The organism is Halomonas sp. IOP_6, from assembly GCF_021151565.1.
Taxonomy (GTDB): domain Bacteria; phylum Pseudomonadota; class Gammaproteobacteria; order Pseudomonadales; family Halomonadaceae; genus Vreelandella; species Vreelandella alkaliphila.
Genome location: NZ_JAIRBO010000009.1, coordinates 85875 through 105412, shown reverse-complemented (window position 1 = coordinate 105412; position 19538 = coordinate 85875). Strand labels below are relative to the sequence as shown.

The 19538-nt window shown below is 53.5% G+C and carries 19 protein-coding genes; 10 read left to right on the top strand and 9 right to left on the bottom strand.

Features of this window, described 5'->3' with window-relative positions; genetic code table 11:
* Positions 1 to 126: 126 nt before the first annotated feature.
* The gene (locus K7H08_RS15640; protein WP_231658489.1) at positions 127 to 1152 is read right to left on the bottom strand and encodes a Fe(3+) ABC transporter substrate-binding protein; all 1026 of its coding nucleotides are present in this window, start codon (positions 1150 to 1152) and stop codon (positions 127 to 129) included.
* A gap of 224 nt (positions 1153 to 1376) precedes the next feature.
* Here K7H08_RS15640 and K7H08_RS15635 point away from each other — a divergent pair, with 224 nt between their 5' ends.
* A complete protein-coding gene (locus K7H08_RS15635) occupies positions 1377 to 2474 on the top strand; it encodes an ABC transporter ATP-binding protein (protein ID WP_038478249.1) in 1098 nt (365 codons plus the stop codon).
* A gap of 31 nt (positions 2475 to 2505) precedes the next feature.
* Here K7H08_RS15635 and K7H08_RS15630 read toward each other — a convergent pair whose 3' ends face one another.
* The 4 genes from K7H08_RS15630 to dctP form a co-directional block, all read right to left on the bottom strand.
* Positions 2506 to 4206, bottom strand: a complete 1701-nt coding sequence (locus K7H08_RS15630; protein WP_120386339.1) for an ABC transporter permease — start codon at positions 4204 to 4206, stop codon at positions 2506 to 2508.
* 166 nt (positions 4207 to 4372) lie between these two features.
* Positions 4373 to 5704: a TRAP transporter large permease gene (locus K7H08_RS15625; RefSeq protein ID WP_231658488.1), complete on the bottom strand. Its 1332-nt coding sequence runs from the start codon at positions 5702 to 5704 to the stop codon at positions 4373 to 4375.
* On the bottom strand, positions 5701 to 6204 hold the full coding sequence (locus K7H08_RS15620; protein ID WP_231658487.1) for a TRAP transporter small permease subunit: 504 nt from the start codon (positions 6202 to 6204) through the stop codon (positions 5701 to 5703). Before K7H08_RS15620 ends, K7H08_RS15625 begins: the two co-directional genes overlap by 4 nt.
* Positions 6205 to 6265: 61 nt before the next feature.
* Positions 6266 to 7369, bottom strand: a complete 1104-nt coding sequence (dctP, locus tag K7H08_RS15615) for a TRAP transporter substrate-binding protein DctP (RefSeq protein ID WP_231658486.1) — start codon at positions 7367 to 7369, stop codon at positions 6266 to 6268.
* Positions 7370 to 7701: 332 nt separating this feature from the next.
* On the opposite strand from dctP, the gene K7H08_RS15610 reads away from it, so the two are divergent.
* Positions 7702 to 9903, top strand: a complete 2202-nt coding sequence (locus tag K7H08_RS15610; protein ID WP_231658485.1) for a GNAT family N-acetyltransferase — start codon at positions 7702 to 7704, stop codon at positions 9901 to 9903.
* 32 nt (positions 9904 to 9935) lie between these two features.
* Positions 9936 to 11399, top strand: a complete 1464-nt coding sequence (locus K7H08_RS15605; RefSeq protein WP_231658483.1) for an aminoacyl-histidine dipeptidase — start codon at positions 9936 to 9938, stop codon at positions 11397 to 11399.
* A gap of 94 nt (positions 11400 to 11493) precedes the next feature.
* Here K7H08_RS15605 and K7H08_RS15600 read toward each other — a convergent pair whose 3' ends face one another.
* Together K7H08_RS15600 and K7H08_RS15595 are read right to left on the bottom strand one after the other, a co-directional pair.
* Complete coding sequence (locus tag K7H08_RS15600) at positions 11494 to 11970, bottom strand: Dps family protein (protein ID WP_009724882.1); 477 nt, start codon at positions 11968 to 11970, stop codon at positions 11494 to 11496.
* 282 nt (positions 11971 to 12252) lie between these two features.
* Positions 12253 to 13383 (bottom strand): glycerate kinase, encoded by a 1131-nt coding sequence (locus K7H08_RS15595; protein WP_231658482.1) that lies wholly within the window; start codon positions 13381 to 13383, stop codon positions 12253 to 12255.
* 135 nt (positions 13384 to 13518) lie between these two features.
* Here K7H08_RS15595 and K7H08_RS15590 point away from each other — a divergent pair, with 135 nt between their 5' ends.
* The 4 genes from K7H08_RS15590 to K7H08_RS15575 are packed head-to-tail and all read left to right on the top strand — an operon-like array spanning position 13519 to position 16206.
* The gene (locus tag K7H08_RS15590) at positions 13519 to 14097 is read left to right on the top strand and encodes a hypothetical protein (protein ID WP_038478226.1); all 579 of its coding nucleotides are present in this window, start codon (positions 13519 to 13521) and stop codon (positions 14095 to 14097) included.
* On the top strand, positions 14094 to 14468 hold the full coding sequence (locus K7H08_RS15585) for a hypothetical protein (protein WP_038478224.1): 375 nt from the start codon (positions 14094 to 14096) through the stop codon (positions 14466 to 14468). Before K7H08_RS15590 ends, K7H08_RS15585 begins: the two co-directional genes overlap by 4 nt.
* Positions 14465 to 15160 carry a DUF1007 family protein gene (locus K7H08_RS15580; protein ID WP_442908344.1) on the top strand — a complete coding sequence of 232 codons (696 nt, stop codon included), beginning with the start codon at positions 14465 to 14467 and terminating at the stop codon, positions 15158 to 15160. Before K7H08_RS15585 ends, K7H08_RS15580 begins: the two co-directional genes overlap by 4 nt.
* Positions 15161 to 15219: 59 nt before the next feature.
* A complete protein-coding gene (locus tag K7H08_RS15575) occupies positions 15220 to 16206 on the top strand; it encodes a nickel/cobalt transporter (protein WP_095604488.1) in 987 nt (328 codons plus the stop codon).
* A gap of 1 nt (position 16207) precedes the next feature.
* Here K7H08_RS15575 and K7H08_RS15570 read toward each other — a convergent pair whose 3' ends face one another.
* A complete protein-coding gene (locus K7H08_RS15570) occupies positions 16208 to 16627 on the bottom strand; it encodes an HIT domain-containing protein (RefSeq protein ID WP_231658481.1) in 420 nt (139 codons plus the stop codon).
* A 202-nt stretch (positions 16628 to 16829) separates the two neighbouring features.
* Here K7H08_RS15570 and K7H08_RS15565 point away from each other — a divergent pair, with 202 nt between their 5' ends.
* Both K7H08_RS15565 and K7H08_RS15560 read left to right on the top strand, forming a co-directional pair.
* Positions 16830 to 16961 (top strand): entericidin A/B family lipoprotein, encoded by a 132-nt coding sequence (locus tag K7H08_RS15565; RefSeq protein ID WP_038478218.1) that lies wholly within the window; start codon positions 16830 to 16832, stop codon positions 16959 to 16961.
* Between the two features lie 107 nt (positions 16962 to 17068).
* A complete protein-coding gene (locus tag K7H08_RS15560; protein WP_095604490.1) occupies positions 17069 to 17437 on the top strand; it encodes an I78 family peptidase inhibitor in 369 nt (122 codons plus the stop codon).
* Here K7H08_RS15560 and K7H08_RS15555 read toward each other — a convergent pair.
* Positions 17434 to 18039 (bottom strand): LysE family translocator, encoded by a 606-nt coding sequence (locus K7H08_RS15555; RefSeq protein WP_231658480.1) that lies wholly within the window; start codon positions 18037 to 18039, stop codon positions 17434 to 17436. The two genes, K7H08_RS15560 and K7H08_RS15555, sit on opposite strands and share 4 nt — an antisense overlap.
* A gap of 95 nt (positions 18040 to 18134) precedes the next feature.
* Here K7H08_RS15555 and K7H08_RS15550 point away from each other — a divergent pair, with 95 nt between their 5' ends.
* Positions 18135 to 19529, top strand: a complete 1395-nt coding sequence (locus tag K7H08_RS15550) for an aminotransferase-like domain-containing protein (protein WP_231658479.1) — start codon at positions 18135 to 18137, stop codon at positions 19527 to 19529.
* Positions 19530 to 19538: the final 9 nt, after the last annotated feature.

Sequence of the window (19538 nt, the reverse complement as noted above, 5' to 3'; positions counted from 1 at the left end):
GGCTAAGTAAGGCTTAAACGACGTTACGGGGTCGTGACCGACAGCCCAATAAAAAACACCTGCAGCTGAGCTGCAGGTGTTTTTTTAGTTATGCTTGCGGCTCATGAGTCCTAAGAGCCGCAGAGCTTAACGCCAGCTTACGCGATCGAAAATACGAATCGCTTCTGGGTTATTTTCACCCAGGATGCTGATGTTGATATCGTCTTTGGCGAAATCACCCCAAGATTCAAGCACCGGGTTTTTCTTGATGCCTTCCACGACGGGGAACTCGTAGTTACGGTCAGCCAGTACTTCCTGAGCTTCGTCAGAGGCTAAGAACTCCAGGAAGCGAATGCCGTTTTCTGGGTTTTGCGCGTTAGCCACTAAGCCAGCGCCGCCAACGTTAACGTGGGTGCCACGATCATCCTGGTTGGGGAAAATCATCCCCACTTTGCGCGCGGCTTCGCGGTCGGCATCTTCATCGGAATGCAGTAAACGAACGTAGTAGTAGTGGTTCGCAACTGCTAAGTCGCACTCACCACTCGCAACGCCAAGAATCTGATCGGTATCGCCGCCTTCTGGGTCGCGCGCCATATTATTCACAACACCTTGGGCCCACTCTTCCGCACCTTCTTCGCCGTGGTGCTCAATCAGTGAGGCGAGTAGCGACTGGTTATAAATGTTGTTGGAAGAGCGAATGCATACTTGGCCTTCAAACTGCGGATCGGCCAGGTCTTCATAGGAGGTGATTTGGCTGGGGTCAAAGTTCTCACGGTTGTAGAAAATAACCCGTGCGCGCTGGCTAAAGCCAAACCACAGGCCGTCAGGGTGGCGCATTGATTCTGGCAGGCGCTCGTTAAGCACGTCAGAGTCTACGCTTTGAAAAAGGCCGTCTTGCTCGGCGCGCCATAGGCGGCCTGCATCAACGGTAAGCATTACGTCAGCAGGGCTAGCAATGCCTTCACGCTGCATGCGCTCCATCAACTGGTCGGAGTCGCCTTCCAGTACATTAACTTCGATGCCGGTCTCTTCAGTGAACGCTTTGTAGAGAATCTCATCAGAATCGTAATGGCGGGCGGAGTAAATGTTGACCTCGTTAGCGAGCGCGCTACCTGCAAAAGCAGAACCTGCCATGATGGCAGCTACGGTAGCCGTAAGACGTGCTTTTTTCATAACAAATACCCTGAATGTTTATGATAATAAGTTGCATTAGCGACGTGACGTATTGAAACGCTTCTCTTGGTTGACGTCAAGTTAAATGCTAATGAAACGCATCTGCTGTTTAGCAAGAAACGTGCATCTCTACTCAATAGAAAATAGAATGCAAATAACTTTCAACCGTGTTCGCAGCGGCATGCGTTTATCATGTCGCGGGTGGACGAGACAATGGTGAAATAATGACGGCAACTGTGTCACTTTCCGATGTGTCGGCGCCTGCATCAGCACTGTCGCTTCGTGGTATTCAGCACACGTTTGCGGCTAATAAAGTGGTGAAAGGCATTGATCTTGATATCGCTCCAGGCGAGGTTGTGTGTTTACTGGGCCCTTCTGGTTGCGGCAAAACCACACTGCTTCGGATTGCTGCGGGCTTAGAGGTCGTGCAGGAAGGCTCGGTTAGTCTTGATGGTTTATCCATTGCGGCACCCGGTAAGCGTCATGTGCCACCGGAAAAGCGCAATGTTGGGCTTGCTTTCCAAGACTCAGCCTTGTTCCCACACCTTAGCGTGCTGGAAAATGTTACCTTCGGTCTGAAAAATTTGCCCTCTAGCCAGCGCCGAGAGCGTGCGCTGGAACTGCTGGCTCAACTCGGCATGGCCGACTACGCCGAGAGCTATCCGCATATGTTGTCAGGTGGGCAGCAGCAGCGCGTTGCGCTGGCGCGAGCGCTGGCGCCCACGCCTAAATTAATGTTACTGGATGAACCCTTTTCTAGCCTGGATGCGCGGCTACGTGATCGCATCCGAGACGATACGCTGCACGTGTTGAAAAAGCTCGGCTCAGCGACCCTGCTAGTGACCCACGACCCTGAAGAAGCCATGTTTATGGCAGACCGTATCGCGCTAATGCGGGATGGCGAAATCGTTCAGACTGGCACCCCCCGTGAGCTTTATTGCGCGCCAGTGGCTCCCTTTGTGGTGACGTTTTTTGGCGAGGTGAATGAGTTAAGCGGCATTGTTAAAGGGGGCTTTGTCGCTACGCCAGTTGGGCCGGTAGATGCCAGCTGGTTGCCAGAAGGCAGTAACGTTCAGGTGATGATTCGCCCCGAAGCACTGCGTATCAAAGAGCGTGACTTGCCCGTAGAATCGCATAGCCACAGCCATGTGGTCATGGCTAAGCTGCTAGGGCGTTCCAGCCTTATTCACTTATGTGCGCATGGAGAAGATGGTCAGGAAGCCCACCTTCACGCCCGTGTGCCAGGCGTGTTTTTACCCCAGGAGGGCCAGCCGATTGATATCGACTTGGACCACTCCCAGGTATTTATCTTTCCGCGTTAATTTTTCGCTGTTCAGCGCTTGCTCGCTTCCACTACTCAGCTTGGCTACCAGGGCGCGCCCGGCGCATTGCCAAGCTGAGTAAAATCACCGGTAAGATGCCCACTACCACAATGGTCAGAGAGGCTGTTGACGCTTCAGCTAAGCGTTCATCTGAGGCGAGGCTGTGAGCACGTACTGCCAGCGTGTCAAAGTTGAAGGGGCGCAGGATGATCGTGGCGGGCAGTTCTTTCATCACATCGACAAATACCAGAATCCCAGCTGCTAGGAGACTGCTACGCATCAGCGGCGTATGAATATGGCGCAGTGTACCGCCAGCGGTTTGGCCCAAGGTGCGGGATGCGGCATCCATGCTGGGGGTTACTTTGCCAAGGCTCGCTTCTACCGCGTTAAACGAGACGGCCAAAAAGCGTACTACATAAGCGTAAATCAAAATAAATGCTGAGCCGCTAAACACTAGACCAATGATTTTTCCGTAGTGTTCGTGAAGCCACATGTTCAGCGAGTTATCCAGCCAAGCAAACGGAATCAGGATGCCTACGGCAACCACCGAGCCAGGAATGGCATAGCCCATTGCGGCGATACGTGTGAAAAATCGTGCGCTTGGTGAATTGTTGAGCCTAACCCCGTAGCTCAGGAGTACGGCTAACCCTACCGCAATCAATGCGGCAACGGTCGCGAGGCTCAGGCTATTCATAGCAAAGCCAATAAACCGTGTGCCGAACAAGCTATCGCCCGTTTTAATGGCCATATTGAGCAAAATACCGCTGGGCAATAAAAAGCCGATAATAATGGGCAGCAAACACGCCAGGGTAGCCCCGAGTGCATGCCAGCCACGCAACTGATATTCCGGTAGTTGCTGATAGCGGTTGGTGGTATGGAAGTAGCGCCGTTTACCCCGCGAATAGCGCTCTAGAAGAACCAATACAATGACGAAGGTCAGCAGGCAAGCGGCTAGCTGCGCGGCAGCGACGGGTTCACCCAAGCCAAACCATGTGCGATAGATCCCCGTAGTGAAGGTATCTACTCCAAAAAACTGCACCGCGCCAAATTCGTTAAGCGTCTCCATCAGTACCAGTGAAACGCCGCCTACTAATGCCGGGCGGGCGAGGGGCAACGCCACGCTGGCAAACAAGCGCCAGGGGCCACGCCCCAGAGTGCGGCCTACATCTAATACACATACCGACTGCTCAAGAAAAGAAGCTCTAGCTAACAGATACACATACGGGTAAAGCACAAAGGTAATCAGGGTTGCCGCGCCGCCTAGTGAGCGCACATTGGGGAAATAGTAATCGCCCACTCGCCAGTCAAACCATTCACGCAATAAGCTTTGTAGCGGTCCTGCTACTTGGAAAAAGTCGGTATAGGCGTAGGCAATGACATACGTTGGTACCGCCAGGGGTAACAGCAGCGCCCATTCAAATATGCGCTTGCCTGGGAAACGGCACATCACCACCAGCCACGCAGTCCCGGCGCCTGTAATCAGAGTGCCAATGCCAACCCATAGCACCAGCCAGAACGTATTAGAGAGGTAGCGTGGTAATACGGTGCTTGCAAGGTGCTGCCAAACGCCTTCTGTCGGCACAAAAATATGGCTTAGGACCACAATAATAGGCAGTGCGACAACAAGGGCGATCAAAAAAAGCGCGATTGACCAAGGGTTGAGCGATAGTGAAATGCGTGACGCAAAACCTGAAAGCAGGGCCGATGGTGAGCGGCGAGCTGGCGTAGACACGTCGTTGTCTCCTTGGATGAGGGGCAGCTTGGCTCGTCAATGCGAAAAAATAGCGGCTGCAAATAGTATCACTTGCGTTAGGCTACTGCAGCCAACATTGTGGCTATCAAAAAAATCCCCCCGCAAGGCGGGGGGAAGTTGTGCGTTTTGCATTAGTAGCTTGGTATCACTGGTAGCCCACCAGCACACTAGGTAGTCCCGTAATCAAACTAGGGAAAATAGCCATTAGTATGCAGGCGAAAAGGATGATGGCCACAAATGGCACGACGGCTTTATATAAGTCGATGATTTCGACCCCTGGTGGAGCCACCCCTTTCAAATAGAACAGCGCATAACCAAAGGGCGGCGTTAAGAAGGAGGTTTGTAACACCACCGCCACCATGACGACGAACCACAGTACATCCACGCCCATCTGCGAAATGATTGGCAGCATGATAGGGAAGCTAAGCAACACAATGCCAGTCCAATCAAGGAACATGCCGAGAATGAATACCAGGAACAGCATTAATAGCAGGGCACCAACGGTGCCACCCGGCATGGCCAGTACAAAATCACTGATCACGGTCATCCCGCCACCAATCGAGAATACCCCAGTGAACGCCGTGGCCCCGACGAGCACTAACATCACCATCGTTGTGGTTTTGCCAGCTTCAATCAGCGTGTTGTAACAGGTTGATAGTTTGCGGTCGCCGAAGATTAAAAACAGTAGGAAAGCGATAAAAACACCAATGGCGGATGCCTCAGTCGCCGTCGCCACACCGGTAAACAGTGCCCCCAGTACGCCGAGAATTAACGACATTGGCGGGACAACATACTTGCCCAGCATGATCAGTAGCTGTTTTGTGCTGACTTCAGCGCGCTCTTCTGCAGGTACTTTAGGTCCGTAGCTAGGTTTGAGCCAGCAGATTACCAGCACGTACAGCGCATACATCACCCCCAGTATCAGGCCGGGTACTAACGCGCCAGCAAAGAGTGCGCCCACTGAGACAGGTGAGTAGCTTGCCATTAAAATCAGCATAATGCTGGGGGGAATCAAAATGCCCAGACAGCCGCTAGCCATGATGACGCCAGCACTCAGCTCTTTGTTATAGCCATACTTAAGCATTGGCACTAAGGCAATCATGCCCATAACGGCAATCGACGCGCCGACAATGCCAGTGGTAGCTGCAAGTAAGACAGATACAACCACCACGGTAAGCGCTAATCCACCGCGAAGGTTCGCCAGCAGCAAGCGCATGGCATCAAACATTTTTTCGGTGACGCCTGAGTCATTAAGAAAGCGCGCCATTAGAATAAACAGTGGTATCGCCACTAGTACATAGTTGTCCATAGCGTTGCCATAGACGTTGTTAATGATGATACCCAGGGTATTAATGCCCGGCCCTAAATAAGCACCGATGACCGCCATGCCACCCAATACAAAAGCAAGTGGATGACCCATAAACAGGCCAACTAAAAGACCACCAAACATCACCAGCGTCAGTAGTTCTGCACTCATGCGGACGTCTCCTCACGCAGCTGCATAATGGCGCGCAGAACGATAGCAATCGCCTGCAACAAAATAAGCGCAGCAGCGACTACGATAACGCCTTTCACCGGATACACCGGGATTGAGACCATTCCGTAGGTCGTTTCGCCACGACTGAACGAGCGCTCGAAAAAGCGCCAGCCGTAGGTCAATAGCAGCCAGATGAAGGGCACAAAGAATATCAAATAGCCGAGCAGGTCGAGTACGGCCTGCTTTTTGCGTGATAGCAGGCGTTTAATAACGTCGACTTCCACGTGGGCATGGTGGCGCAATCCATAGGCGGCCATCAGCATAAAGTGGGCGCCGAACAGCATTTTGGTGACATCAAACGCCCAGTCGCTAGGGCGGCCAAAGAAGAAGCGCGACACAATGTCGTAAAGCACTATTAGAGTAATGATGGCAATTAACGGTGCAATGATGCGGCCCAGCAGCTCGTTAATTGCATCGATCGCCTTGGCAATCGCGTTCATGGAAGGTCTCCGCAGCTAAGCAATAACCGCCCCAGCAGCGCAGGGGCGGCACTTAAACGCCTTATAGGCAGGCTTCGATCTCTTCCAATGAGGGTAGGTTATCCATCGTGCGGCTCATGTTGAATGGCGCAGTAACATCACGCCATGCAGCGTACTCTTGTAGATAAGTAATCATGGAGTGATAGACCTTGGCGTGGTCGGAATTTTCACAAGCGCCACGTACAATGACATCGTTGGTAATTTCCTGGATGCGCGCCAAGTCTTCCTCTGAGAACTGGTTAATGGTGACGCCCGCATCAATAAACTTCTGGGTTGCTTCGGTAGATTCACGCTCCGACCAGGAAAGTGACCAAGCCATGGTGGCTTCAGCAGCTGTTTTAAGCTTAGCCTGGGTTTCTTCAGACAGGGCATCCCAAGCGTCTTTGTTAATCATAACGCCGAAAACGCTTGCCGACTGGTGCCAGCCAGGTGTTGCCCAGTATTCAGCAACTTCAGCAAAACCAGCGTTAAAATCAACGCCTGGAGTCGAGAACTCACCTGCATCAATTACGCCGCGTTCAATCGCTTGATACACTTCACCACCGGCCAGAGTGACCTGTGAACCGCCTAACTCTTCGAGTACTCGGCCCTGGTCGCGTCCCGATAGGCGCAAACGCTTACCTTCAAGATCTGCGATGCTCTCAATCGGGGTGCGGCCCATGAAACCAGATTCGTTGTTGGTAATGCCGTAGGGCAAATACACCATGTTGTACTGGCCATAAATTTCTTGATAGAGCTCAAAACCGCCCCACTGTTGAATCCAGTTCAAGTAATCCACGCCGTTAAACAGGCTGGTAGTGGTGGCCAGAGGAGAGAACGCTGGGTTCAAGCCTGCCCAGTAGCCTGGCCAATCGCCAGAAGCCTGGATAGCGCCGGTTTCGGTAGCGTCGAACACTTCAGTGCCAGGCATTAGCGTGCCGCCTGCACGGAAGTTAATTTGTACTTCGTCACCTGCAAGTTGGTTTACAAGCTCTGCCCAGTGCTGATCAATCTTAATCAGGTCAAGGTTTTCGGGCCAGGTAGTCGTCATTGTCCACTGCTCTTGCGCTTGAGCAGTAGAGGTGAGTGCGGCGAAAGCGACACCAGCGGCGAGGCTGGATAGTGCGAATTTAGTCATCTTTTTCATTGTATGTTTCCTGGTACTTTGGCGGTTGGCGTTATTAGTGTTTATTACCTGAAAGCAGGAAAGTACAGCGAGTATGGCTTACGTTTACGTAAGGTAAACGCCGCAAGGCTGCATCGCTAAGCTAGCACACTCCCCCCGCTGCAGCGCAATATCAGTAACTCAAGGAATTTAACGTCATATAAGATGTTTCTTTGAAAAATTTAGATCATTAAAAACAATTATTTGTATATTTTTTAGTAACTTTCTTAACCTTATGGTTAGCTCTAAGAGCGTTGAAAATTACGCTGATCTACAACCAAAGTTGTAAATAAAAGACAATCTCAGGAGTTGCTATGCGAGCAGGCTGTCGCGTTGACAAACTCAACGCTGTCATTAAGCAAGCATCAGCCTTGGTTCATCATGCCACCCGCTTGCAGCGCCGTCGTTGGCGGGCGCTGGTATGGCTATATGGGTCGCCTGATAAGGCCCGCCAGCAGGCGCAACTGTTGTGGGAAGAGCAAATGTGGCAGGCACCGCTGTGGGTGGGCGCTGAGCATGAAACGCCAGTGGCGCCATGTTTACCAGCCAGTAAAGCTCGCACACGGCTAGGTGCGGAGCATCAGCTAATCGTCCTAGACGCTAATGGTAGCCAAGGATTAGATCCAGATGCGCTAGGCGCATTAGCGGGTACCGTGAGTGCTGGTGGGTTATTGGTGATTATTACGCCCAGCAACTGGGGTGAACAGCCTGATCCTGATTATGCCCGCTTTGCCGATTATCCGTGGCGTTGGGATTCGCTGAGCGCTCATTACCTTAAACGGTTAGCGTTTCAGCTGACGGGTGAGAGCGCTATTGTTCGCTGGGAGGTAGACGGTAGCCTCATGCTGCCCAGGCTGTCTATTCGAGACTCGCGTGCGGCTCCGTTTGACGACGCAGACTGTTTGACGGCTGATCAGGCTCGTGCAGTGAATGCGCTAGTAAAACTAAAGCGTCGCCGGCCATTGGTTATTACCGCGGATCGTGGGCGGGGTAAAAGCGCTGCATTGGGGATTGCTTGCGCTCGCCTGCTACAAAAAAGCGTGACGCAACTGGTGGTGACTGCACCTCGACTCAGTTCAGTGGAAAGCTTGTTTGCGCGCGTAGTAGCGCTATGTCCGGAAGGTCAACGCCTCAGCTCAGCGCGGTTTGAACTGCCGAGCGGTAGCTCGCTGTGTTTCCTTGCGCCTGATGCGCTTAACGAACAGGTTGATCAGGCAAGACTCGGCGGTAGCGGCAGCTATTTACTCGTCGACGAGGCAGCGGCCATTCCTGCGGCAATGTTAGCTCACTGGCTTGCTGCCTTTCCACGTATCGCGTTTGCAACTACTGTGCATGGCTATGAAGGCTCAGGGCGCGGTTTTGCACTGCGTTTTCGCGAGGTGCTCAATCGAACAGCTCCTCAATGGCGAGAGTTACCGTTAGATACCCCTGTTCGCTGGTCAGTGGGAGATCCTTTAGAAGCGACTATCCAAGCGTTGCTGCTGCTTAATGCTCCGCTACCTGAGGCTCAGTTACCTGAGGCACACGCCAGTACTCATTGTCAGGCTGCCTCTATGGTGTTGACTCAGACGCAGTTAGCCAAGCAGCGTGAGTTGTTAGCGAAACTGTTTGGCTTGCTGGTGCAGTCCCACTATCGCACCACGCCTAGTGACTTGCGCCAACTGTTAGATGGCCCTGGTACCGCCATTCGCACAATCATCGCAGCAAAAGAGCCGCAGGCTGTTTTGGTGACCCGTGAAGAGGGTGGCTTTAATGCCGCACTTGCTGAGCAAGTGGCTCGTGGTGAGCGACGTCCTCAAGGCCATCTACTGGCCCAGTCGTTGGCGGCTCACAGTGGCAGCCGTGAGGCGTTAACCTCTCGCTGGCGGCGAGTAGCGCGCATTGCTACTCATCCAGAGCGGCGGCGTGAAGGGTTAGGGCGCCGGTTGTTAGAAGAGGATATAGCTAACGCTCGTCAGCAGGGTATCGCGCTTTACGGGGCTACCTTTGGTGCCGAAGCATCGTTGCTGCGTTTTTGGCTGGCGCTCGGGTTTGCGCCTGTTCGTTTAGGCATCACTCGAGAAACGGCTACCGGCGAGTACGCCATTATGGTGGCGCGCGCGCTGACCAGCGAAGGGCACGCAGTGCTGACGACGCTGCGTGATACCTTTGCGGCCTCGTTGATAACGCTATTGGCCTTTGAGCTAGCGACACTGCCCGCGCCGATCGTCGCGTTACTGCTGCCATCCTTGCCTAGTTTGCCGCTTAGCAAAGCTGAGATTCAGGCGGTGGACGATGTGGGGTATGCGCACCGCGACCCTGCCTTGGCAAGGGCGGCGCTTCAGGCGCTGGCCAGAGAGGCTAGCCATTGGCCGTTAGGGCAAGAGGCGCAAATAGCCCACCAGCAGTTGATTACCTGGGCCTTCCAAAACCAGCCGTTAGCAAAGGCGCACGGTGAGTCAGTGCGGCTGATTCGTCGCGCGACTCAACAAATTATTGAACAGCGCACGCTTTTCCCCAGTAGCCCGGAGGGGTAAAGTAAACTGGTTATCGATAATGAAGAGTTTCCATGAACGTACATCTAGAAGCCCTCGAGCCACGTTTAGTGTGGCAGCACTTTCGCACACTATGTAATACGCCGCGTCCCTCTGGTCATGAGGCCGCGCTGGTGGCGACGCTGGAGGCCTGGGCAGATTCCCAGGGGCTACCCCACGACCGTGATGAGTTTGGCAACTTGCGCATTTGTAAGCCAGCCACGCCCGGCTGTGAAAGCGCGCCAGGCATCGTGCTGCAGGGCCATCTAGATATGGTGGCGCAAGCTAACGCAGGCCATGACCACGATTTTACCCGCGACCCTATTCAGACGTATGAAAAAGACGGTTGGCTATTTGCTGATGGCACCACACTAGGTGCTGATAATGGCCTTGGTGTCGCCGCTATTCTGGCAGTATTGGAAGACCCTGCGCTTACGCATGGCCCGTTAGAAGCACTGTTTACGCTAGAGGAAGAGACCTCTATGGGGGGCGCGCTCAATCTTGCTGAAAATTGGCTGGAAGGGTCATTGCTGCTCAATTTAGACAGTGAAGATCGCGGGCAAGTTTATATCGGCTGTGCGGGAGGCGCTGATGTAGTAGTGAATGCGCAGCTCCCCAGCACGGCGCTGCAAGACAATGAGCAGGTGATTTCGCTGGCGCTGACGGGGCTAAAAGGCGGCCACTCGGGGATAGATATTGATAAACCCCTGGGCAACGCGAACCGCTTGCTAGTCCGCGTGCTGTGGGCATTGGAAGCCTTTGGTGCGCGGCTGATTAATTACCATGGCGGCACACTACGTAATGCCATCCCCCGCGAGGCGTTTGCGCAAATTGCCCTGCCAGCCGATGAGCTGGACGCCGCGCTGGCGATGGTGGAAACGCTTGCTGGTACGCTAAAAGCTGAATTGGGCAGTGGCGATAGCAATATGGCGCTTACTGCCGAGCGTGTGGAGCTGGCTGACGCTGAACCATTAACGCGGGATGCCAGTGCGATGCTGCTGGCTGCGCTGCACGCGGCCCCCTGTGGGGTCGAACGCATGAGTGCTGATGTACCGGGAGTAGTGGAAACTTCGAACAATTTAGGTGTATTAAGCGTGGAAGACGGACGTTTCCATCTTTGTGCACTGGTGCGTTCACTGCATGACAGTGCCACTGACGCGATGGCGGGACGTTTTCAGGCGCTGTTTGGCCTGATGGGCGCTAGGGTAAAAGTGGAAAATGGCTACCCAGGTTGGGTGCCTAATCCACAAAGCCCCTTGCTTGCTACCTTTAACGCTCGGCATGCCGCATTAATGGGCCGCGAACCCGAGGTCAAGGTGATTCATGCAGGCCTTGAATGCGGCATCCTGGGAAGTAAATACCCACAGTTAGACATGATTTCGTTTGGTCCGCTGATTCGCGGTGCACATTCGCCGGCCGAACGAGTGGAAATTGCCTCGGTGGCGGAGTTCTGGGAGATGCTACGCGATTTCATTGAAACCTTGGCGAACTCCCGTTAGACAAATCGCCATAAAAAACGGCACCGTATAGGGTGCCGTTTTGGTTAGTGCCTACCTCCTGCCTACGTTAGCCGTCAGCGAGGTAAGCCTCGTATTATTTGCTCAGGTAAGCGTTGAGCATCCATACGGTTTTTTCCTGCTCGCGAATATAGTCACCGGCTTGTGCAGCGGTGCCTTCATCGTCAGCGTCCGACGCAATTGCCAGCAATTCCCGCTGTAATTCAATCAGTGTTTGATAGCCGGTGAGTACGCCTTTCACGCAGGTTTGACCATCATGAACGTCTTTATCTTCTTCAATACGCGAAATTTTTACATAGTCGCTATACGCATGAATAGGCTTGTGGCCTAACGTCAAAATACGTTCTGCCACTTCATCTACTTTGGTAAGCAAGTCGGTATAGAACTCTTCAAATTTCGCGTGTAGCTCAAAGAAGTCGCTACCTCGTACGTTCCAGTGGTAGCCACGAACGTTCATATAGAAAATCTGATAATTGGCCAGCAGGTGATTAAGTTTCTCAGCGAGTTGGCTTGCGCTGCCTTCGTGTAAGCCAATGCTATTTGTATCACTCATGTAGTGCTCCTCCATGGTTGTAACCGCTCTGAAAACAGTACGGTCATCAAATCGTTTGATTTAGCTTAAGACGCTTAGCGAGCGTTGCAAAACAAGTTTTTTGCATCGCGGCAATAGCGTCATAACATTACCTTGGCGGTGAGCTGGCGGCGGCTGACTCATCGCTTACGCAACATAGTACAGGTCTGAGATGTCGTCGAATGTGTGCCTAATAAAAGAGATGTAGGCGCCTAGCGTGTTTTTCAAGGGGGCGTGTTTTTACGCGTTGGCCGGCTGACCCATTTATCGAGCGAGCCAAAGCCTTGCAATGCTCTCACAGCGGTCAGCGAGTAGCTCAGCGGTGCGTGGTAAAGCAGCTTCAAGTGTCATCGGGCCGTCGGCAAGGGCAAACGCAGCGGTAACGCCTTCTCCTAGGCAGGCCTGCCACCCTTCACCCAGGCTGCCGGCCAGTACGATGATCGGTTTGCCGTGGCGTTTAGCGGTACGGGCAACGCCAATAGGCGTTTTACCCGAAAGGCTTTGACCATCTAAGCGACCTTCTCCGGTAATCACTAGGTCAATGTTAGGAAGCAGGCTGGGTAGCTTGGCTTGCTGCATAATCATCTCAATGCCGGGCGTGAGGGTGGCGTTCAGAAAGCAGCGAGCGGCGAATCCCATGCCACCCGCAGCCCCCGCGCCTGCTAATTCTTTTTCATCGCGACCCAGTACCTGGGCGCTTAGTTCAGCAAAATGACCAATAGCGCGATCAAGCGTGGCGACATCGTTAGGTGATGCGCCTTTTTGCGGGCCAAAGACAGCGCTCGCCCCATGTGATCCTAGCAGCGGGTTATCTACATCCACGGCGGCTTCAACTTCTAAGCTGTTTAAACGAGGGTCAAGCGTGGAAAGGTCTAACGTTGCAAGCTGCTGGAGTGCTGCGCCACCGGGGGGAAGCGAGTCGCCGTGCTTATCTAATAACTTGGCTCCCAGTGCTTGGAGCATGCCTGCGCCTGCATCGTTGGTGGCACTGCCACCTAAAAAAAGCAGCGCCTTCGTGGCGCCAGCATCAAGCGCCGCATGAAATAACTCTCCGACCCCGTAAGTGGTGGTATGCAGGGCATTACGTTGATGAGGGGATAGATGCTGCAGCCCACTGGCTTCTGCTAGTTCGATAAACGCGGTACGCTGCTCGCTAAGCCAACCCCAGGATGCTTGACGCGGCCGCCCCAAGGCATCTTGTACCGTTAGTTGACGTCGCTCGGCATGGGTGGCAGCTATAAGCGCATCCAAGCTGCCTTCGCCGCCATCAGCAAGCGGGCAAAGGTGGATCGTGGCGGTTGGCGCAGCCCGTTGAATACCATCGGCCATGGCGCTTGCTGCTTGTTCAGCGCTAAGTGCATCTTTAAAACTATCGGGGCAAAGCAGAACATTCATCGCACAACCTCCCTAACGTGTTGTCATAATTGTTTATCGTGATTTTTTTATCATTTATCTTAATGAATGGCTGCTGGCGAGCTTAGCGCGGCGTTCGATGACACACCAGCCGCATCTGAGGCGAGAGGATCACTCATGAAGGCAATACTACCGATTAGCATGACGTGCTTGTTGATACTGACAGGCTGCCAAGCAGTGCCAGAGCGTCTTCCTCAAGCGGAGCCAGCGCCTTCTGCAGCCTGCTACTTTCCCACTGGGCCGTCTGGCCAAACCGCACCGCCATTGGAGGTGGTGACGCAAAGTATTGACGTATTGGAAGCATGGGGGTTTGAGCTTGAAGCTACCGACACCGATTTAGGCTTGGTGACCGCTAGTCGACAGCGAGATTTGATTGGCTACTACGACCCTTATGATAACGACTTTGGGTATGGGCGAAGCATGCGGGTCTTTGGTGGTTTTGGTTTGGGGCGTGGTGGTTCCAGCATTGGTCTGGGGATTGGTAGTGGATTTGGAGGCGGTTTCCACCATCAACCTGTCGAAGTAGAGCGAGTATCGCTACTGGCACGCGATGGGCATATTCGGCTTTCCCGAGATATTCGGCGCTTTGACCACTTAGGGGATCTGCGTGAATCTTACAGCGCTAGCAATGATGATTTTTGTCAACGTTTTCAAACTGCGTTTGAGCAAACGGTAGCTACCCCGAGGGCGTTATGAAATCACTACGTAAGCACTTTTTAACGGCCACCGCAGTACTCATGATTATTATGCTGGCAGGCTGTGCCTCTACGCAGCCACTAGAGCCGCGAGAACTACGTTACAGCGCTTCCCCAGAGCAAGCGTTCCGCGAAGCCATTGAGTTAATGATGGAGCAAGGCTATGTCGTTCGGCACGCTGATTTAGCGCTAGGGCGCGCAGATGCAACGTTAGCCCGCTGGCCAGAGTATCGCTTGCAACTGCAGGTAAGTGAGGTACCTGGTGGCAGCCGTGTCAGCCTGTCGGCGTTACGTGGGAATCAGCCGCTGCCACCGTATGTATTAGATCCCTGGCTGGTTGAGCTGCAACATAAATTAGGAGAGTTGCCGTGACAGGCGTATTCCCCCCGCTAGGTAGCTCACTGAATAAACTCCGCAGTTACTGGTTAGTGCTGGCAATAGGCGTTTGTAGCACGCTAAACAGCAGTCTTGTGTTGGCTCACCCCCATGGTTGGATTGATCTCAGCGTGAGGGTGATAACAAACGATGAGGGGATCGCAACAGGGCTTCATCAAACATGGCGAATGGATCCCTTTTACAGTTTGGTGGTGTTCGAAGAGTTACAGCAGGTTCAAGGCAGCAACTTGCAAGAGGGACTTGACCAGCTAGGCAGCGATATCCGCGATAACCTGTCGCAGCAGCACTACTTTACGGAGGTTCGTGTGAATGGCGAGCCGCAAGTGCTGGGTGAGGTGTCTGAATACACGGCGTTGGAGCGTGATGGTCGCTTAACCTTTATGTTTATTCTGCCGTTAGCAACGCCTCAGCCATTGGCCGGGCGAATGCTGGAGTATCAGGTCTTTGACCCAACCTACTATATCGAAGTGGTGCACGAAGAAGAGGACGGGGCACCCTCTGAGCAGGCGCTGATTCTCAATGGCGAGCCCGACTGCCGTTTAAGCGTGTTACCTGCTGACCCTGATCCCGAACTCGTTATGCAAGCAGCGCTGTTAGATGTGGATGAAACGGGAGAGTCAGGATTGGGCCGCCATTTTGCAGAAACGGGGCGGATTGAATGTGACTAGCGGAAAACCTGGAAGGTCGTGTATAAAGTGTTACTTTATAACTTTCCGGCGGAGGGGCAATGCCTTTAACGCGGCAACAACTGTTATGGGGAGCGCTTACCGTGTCGGGGGCGCTGCTGTTGGTCTTCATCGTACAGGCTAATTTGCAGGGGGTAAGCCTTCAATTGCTGGCTTGGCAGCGAGATTTACATCGCACCCTGACGCTTGCTATTACCGAACTCTCTCGTACACCTTCTAGCAACACTTGGCTAACGCTGCTAGGGGTAAGTTTTGCTTATGGCGTTTTTCATGCCGCGGGGCCTGGGCATGGCAAAGCGGTATTAGCGACGTATTTAGCGTCTCACGGTGGTGCCACCCGTCGCGCCTTGGGGCTCTCTTTTGCGGCAGCTCTGCTGCAGGGGGGAACGGCGATTGCCATGGTAGCAGTGCTCGTACATGGGCTAGGCTGGGTGACCCGTCAGGCGATGGGCAGTGTGGTTTGGGTAGAGCAAGCCAGCTTTATATTAGTGGCACTGTTAGGTGGTTGGTTATGCTGGCGGGCGATAAAACAATTGCGTCAAGCTTACTCAGTCCACGCTAGTGATGCTGCTGGTCACAGTCACAGCCATGATCATTCCCACTGCTGCGGTGGGGCTCATCATATCGAGCCTCAACAAGCGCTCGACTGGCGCACAGCGCTGATGACCGTTGGTGCGATTGGAATGCGTCCGTGCACTGGGGCAGTGCTTATGCTGGGGGCTGCTAGCCTGCTTGGGCAGTTTTACGTCGGTGTCGCTTCGGTGCTTGCCATGTCGCTTGGTACCGGTATTACCGTTTCTGTGCTGGCGCTGGCAAGCATTGTGGCTCGGGGCTGGGCGGCTAAGCGGTTGCAGCAACAGAGCAGCCGACAGGTGGTCGAGAAAGCGGCTGGTTGGGCGGCGCTTGCAGGCGGTGCTCTCATTGTTGCACTAGGCGTATCACTTTCTATGGCTGGCGCCGCCCAGCCTGCCAGTGGTCCATTACTTAGTGAGCCACCATCCAGACAGGGCTCTTTGCTGGGGAATTAAGTTAAAGCTTTAACCCTTCAATTTGGGCCAGCAACTGTTCGCGGCGACTACCCTGTAGGGGAAGCTCATAAGGCTCTGGGCTACCATTTCCCCATACCGGCGCTGGCCAATTGGCATCATCTGTATAGCGCACTACCAAATGAATATGCAGCTGACTGACCACATTACCTAAGGTGGCAATATTGAGCTTATCACCGTGAAATAGCTCCTTCATCGCCGTCCCTAACGCGATCGTTTCACGCCATAGCTGGGCTTGTTCATCCTGGCTTAGTTCAAACACTTCGCTGACCGAGTCACGCCTGGGTACCAGAACTACCCAAGGGTAGCGTGCATCGTTCATTAGCAGCGCACGGCACAGGGGAAGGTCGGCGAGTGGTAAGGTATCCGCTTCTAGCCGTGGGTCAAGTTCAAACGTTTTCAAGTAAGTGCTCCTTTAGATAATGAAAATTATCATAGCAGCTGCGGATACACCTTGCTCCTTACCCAAGGACTTGCCAAGGGCTTGGGAAGGGGAGGTCAAAACAGGCGAAATTATTAAAATCTGTTACTCTGAAAGCACTCCCATACGGCAAGGCTGCCGTCGGAGCTTCCCGATGTTGAATGATTTGTTAAGGAGAACACAGATGAAAAAACTATTAGGTATTAGCTTTATTCTGTTGATGACGGCGGGCGCTCTAGCGGGCTGCAATACCATTGCAGGTGCAGGACAAGACGTTCAAGAGGGTGGCCAGGCGGTTCAGGATGCGGCGAGTTAATACGCTTTATTTCCACTGCTTCTTGGCGTGAATGAGCGGGTTAGGCATAGTTGTCTAGCCCGTTTTGCATTCAGGGTAGTTATTTGCCAACACAAGGAAGCGCCATAATGAATCACCCAACACGCTGTGCGAAGAAGAAAGTGAGCCGCTTAGCTGCATTACTCGCGTCAGTATTGCCAGTCTCGGTCTTATTGGTGGCATGTGCAGGCTCACCCGATAATGTCTCCGCTCCAGCGCCACCTACTGTAGGTCAGACTTCTAGCGTGACGAACACCACATGCGATGCTGACGCGGTCCAGTATGCTATCGGCTCTCCTTTTGATGAAGCCAATGTGCCCACGCTACAAAGTGAGAGCGGTGCCAAGCAGGTCCGCGTGCTTAGGCCTAACAGCGCCGCCACCATGGACTACCGAGAAGATCGCTTAAATATTCTTCTTGAAAGTAATGACATGATTGAAGCGCTGCGCTGCGGCTAGCGTAAGATCAGTACGACACAGGCGGCCGTTAACAGCCCCATGGTGATATTAAATAACCGCCATGCTTTATCACTTTTGATCCACTGCCCAATCGCGCTGCCAAACGCTGCCCACAGGGCAATGCACGGCAGCGCGACCAATTCCGCGAAACCTGCTAACACTAGTGCGTTGACCACGGGTTGGCCATTTTCGGGAAGAAACCCTGCCATCAACGCCAGCCCCATTACCCACGCTTTGGGGTTGGCGAATTGAAACATCGCGGCTTGGAAAAAGGTTAACGGCACCCCGTGTTGAGTTCCGTTGAGATTCGGAGGTGGCGCAGTGGCTATCTTCCAAGCTAAATACAACAAATAGGCGCTACCCACCCAGCGGAGTGTCGTTTGCGCCATAGGAAAGCGTTCAAACAATACGCCTAGCCCCAGCGCGATACCGGAAAACAGCAGGAAACAGCCGCCTAAAATGCCCCATATATGAGGCATGGTTCTGCGAAAACCAAAATTCGCCCCAGAGGCGGTCAGCATAATATTGTTTGGCCCAGGGGTAAGCGTCATCGACATCATATAAAGCGCAGCCGGGCCAAGCAGTAGCCATTCGTTGTTCATTTTGTATCCATACAATTTTGTGGTTTAGATTGTTCTTTGGTAGCTTTTGTAAGCATAATGGCGGGTAAATTTACGTCAAAGGTTTTATTGTCACCATGACAATTTGGGTGCCATCACTTGAGTGTTTTTCTGGGCCACGCTATCGCGCGATTGCGCAGTCCATTGGCGCAGCCATCTCGGCCGGCGAACTTGCCCCAGGCGAACGTTTACCACCTCAGCGGCGCTTAGCGGATGCGTTGGGGGTAACCGTAGGCACCGTTACTCGGGGGTATGCTGAGGCAGAGCACCACGGCTGGGTAACCGCTCGAGTAGGCAGTGGAACCTTCGTCAAACAATCTGAACCAAGAACCGTTTTTGATATGGCATGGCGGCAGAATGATGACAGCGATGTCATTGATTTAAGCTTAAGCTTGCCGCCACCTCATTCGCTTCGTTTGCAGGCGTTCAGTGCTGCATTAAAGGCTATGAGCGAATCGCCTTCTGCAGTAACGCGAGGAGTCTCCTATCTTGATGCGAGGGGAGCCGAAGGTCACCGCGAGAGGTTGGCAGGGTGGCTAGCGCAGTTAGGTATGTCGCTGGATGCGGATGAGCTACTGATTACTCAGGGAGGACAGCATGGCATTAGTCTGGTGCTTAGTACGTTGCTGCGCCCTGGTGAACTGATGGCGACCGATGCCTTGACCTATCCAGGTGCAATTAGCGCTGCTCAGCAAGCACACCTAAAAATGGTCGGCATTGCCTTTGACGAATCGGGGATGTGTATGGAGGCGCTGGAGGCCCAGTGCGCCCGCCAGCCACCCAGGTTAATCTATGTGACACCCGATCAGAATAACCCTACTGGGGCTTGTCTCAGCGAGGCGCGGCGAGAGCAATTGGTGGCGCTCGCCAGACGCTATGACAGTTGGCTACTGGAAGATGGTGTGCAGTATTTGCCTGCTGAGCAGCGCGGCACACCGCTGTATCAGTTAGCACCAGAGCGAACGCTGTTTGTCTTCAGTACCGCAAAGGTATTAGCGGGTGGGCTGCGTATCGGAGTCTTGCGGACGCCTGATAAGCTGCTTGAACGCCTAGCCGCTGGGTTAAGAGCGCAGAGTTGGATGGTGCCGCCGCTGATGGTTGATATTGCCTGTTATTGGATCGCTCAGCCCGAGGCAGCTTCGCTGCTTGCATGGCAAACCGAGGAGCTGGCCGCGCGACAGCAACTAGTGACAGAGGTGCTTTCCGATTACACGCTGGGTCGAAGTCACAACGGCAGCAATGTCTGGCTTACGCTGCCGGAAGGGAGTCGTGCCATCGAACTGTGTGAACGCTTGCAGCTGGAAGGCGTTAAAGTTTCAAATGCGGAGCCTTTTTGCGTGGGAAGTACGCCTGCGCCCCAGGCCATTAGGATTTGTATTGGCGCTGCTGCTGACAGGCAGATATTAACCCAGGCACTGAACGTTATTAAGCAGTGCCTGGCTCAGCCACCGCTGGCGACCGTTACCGTATAGCAGGGCTGG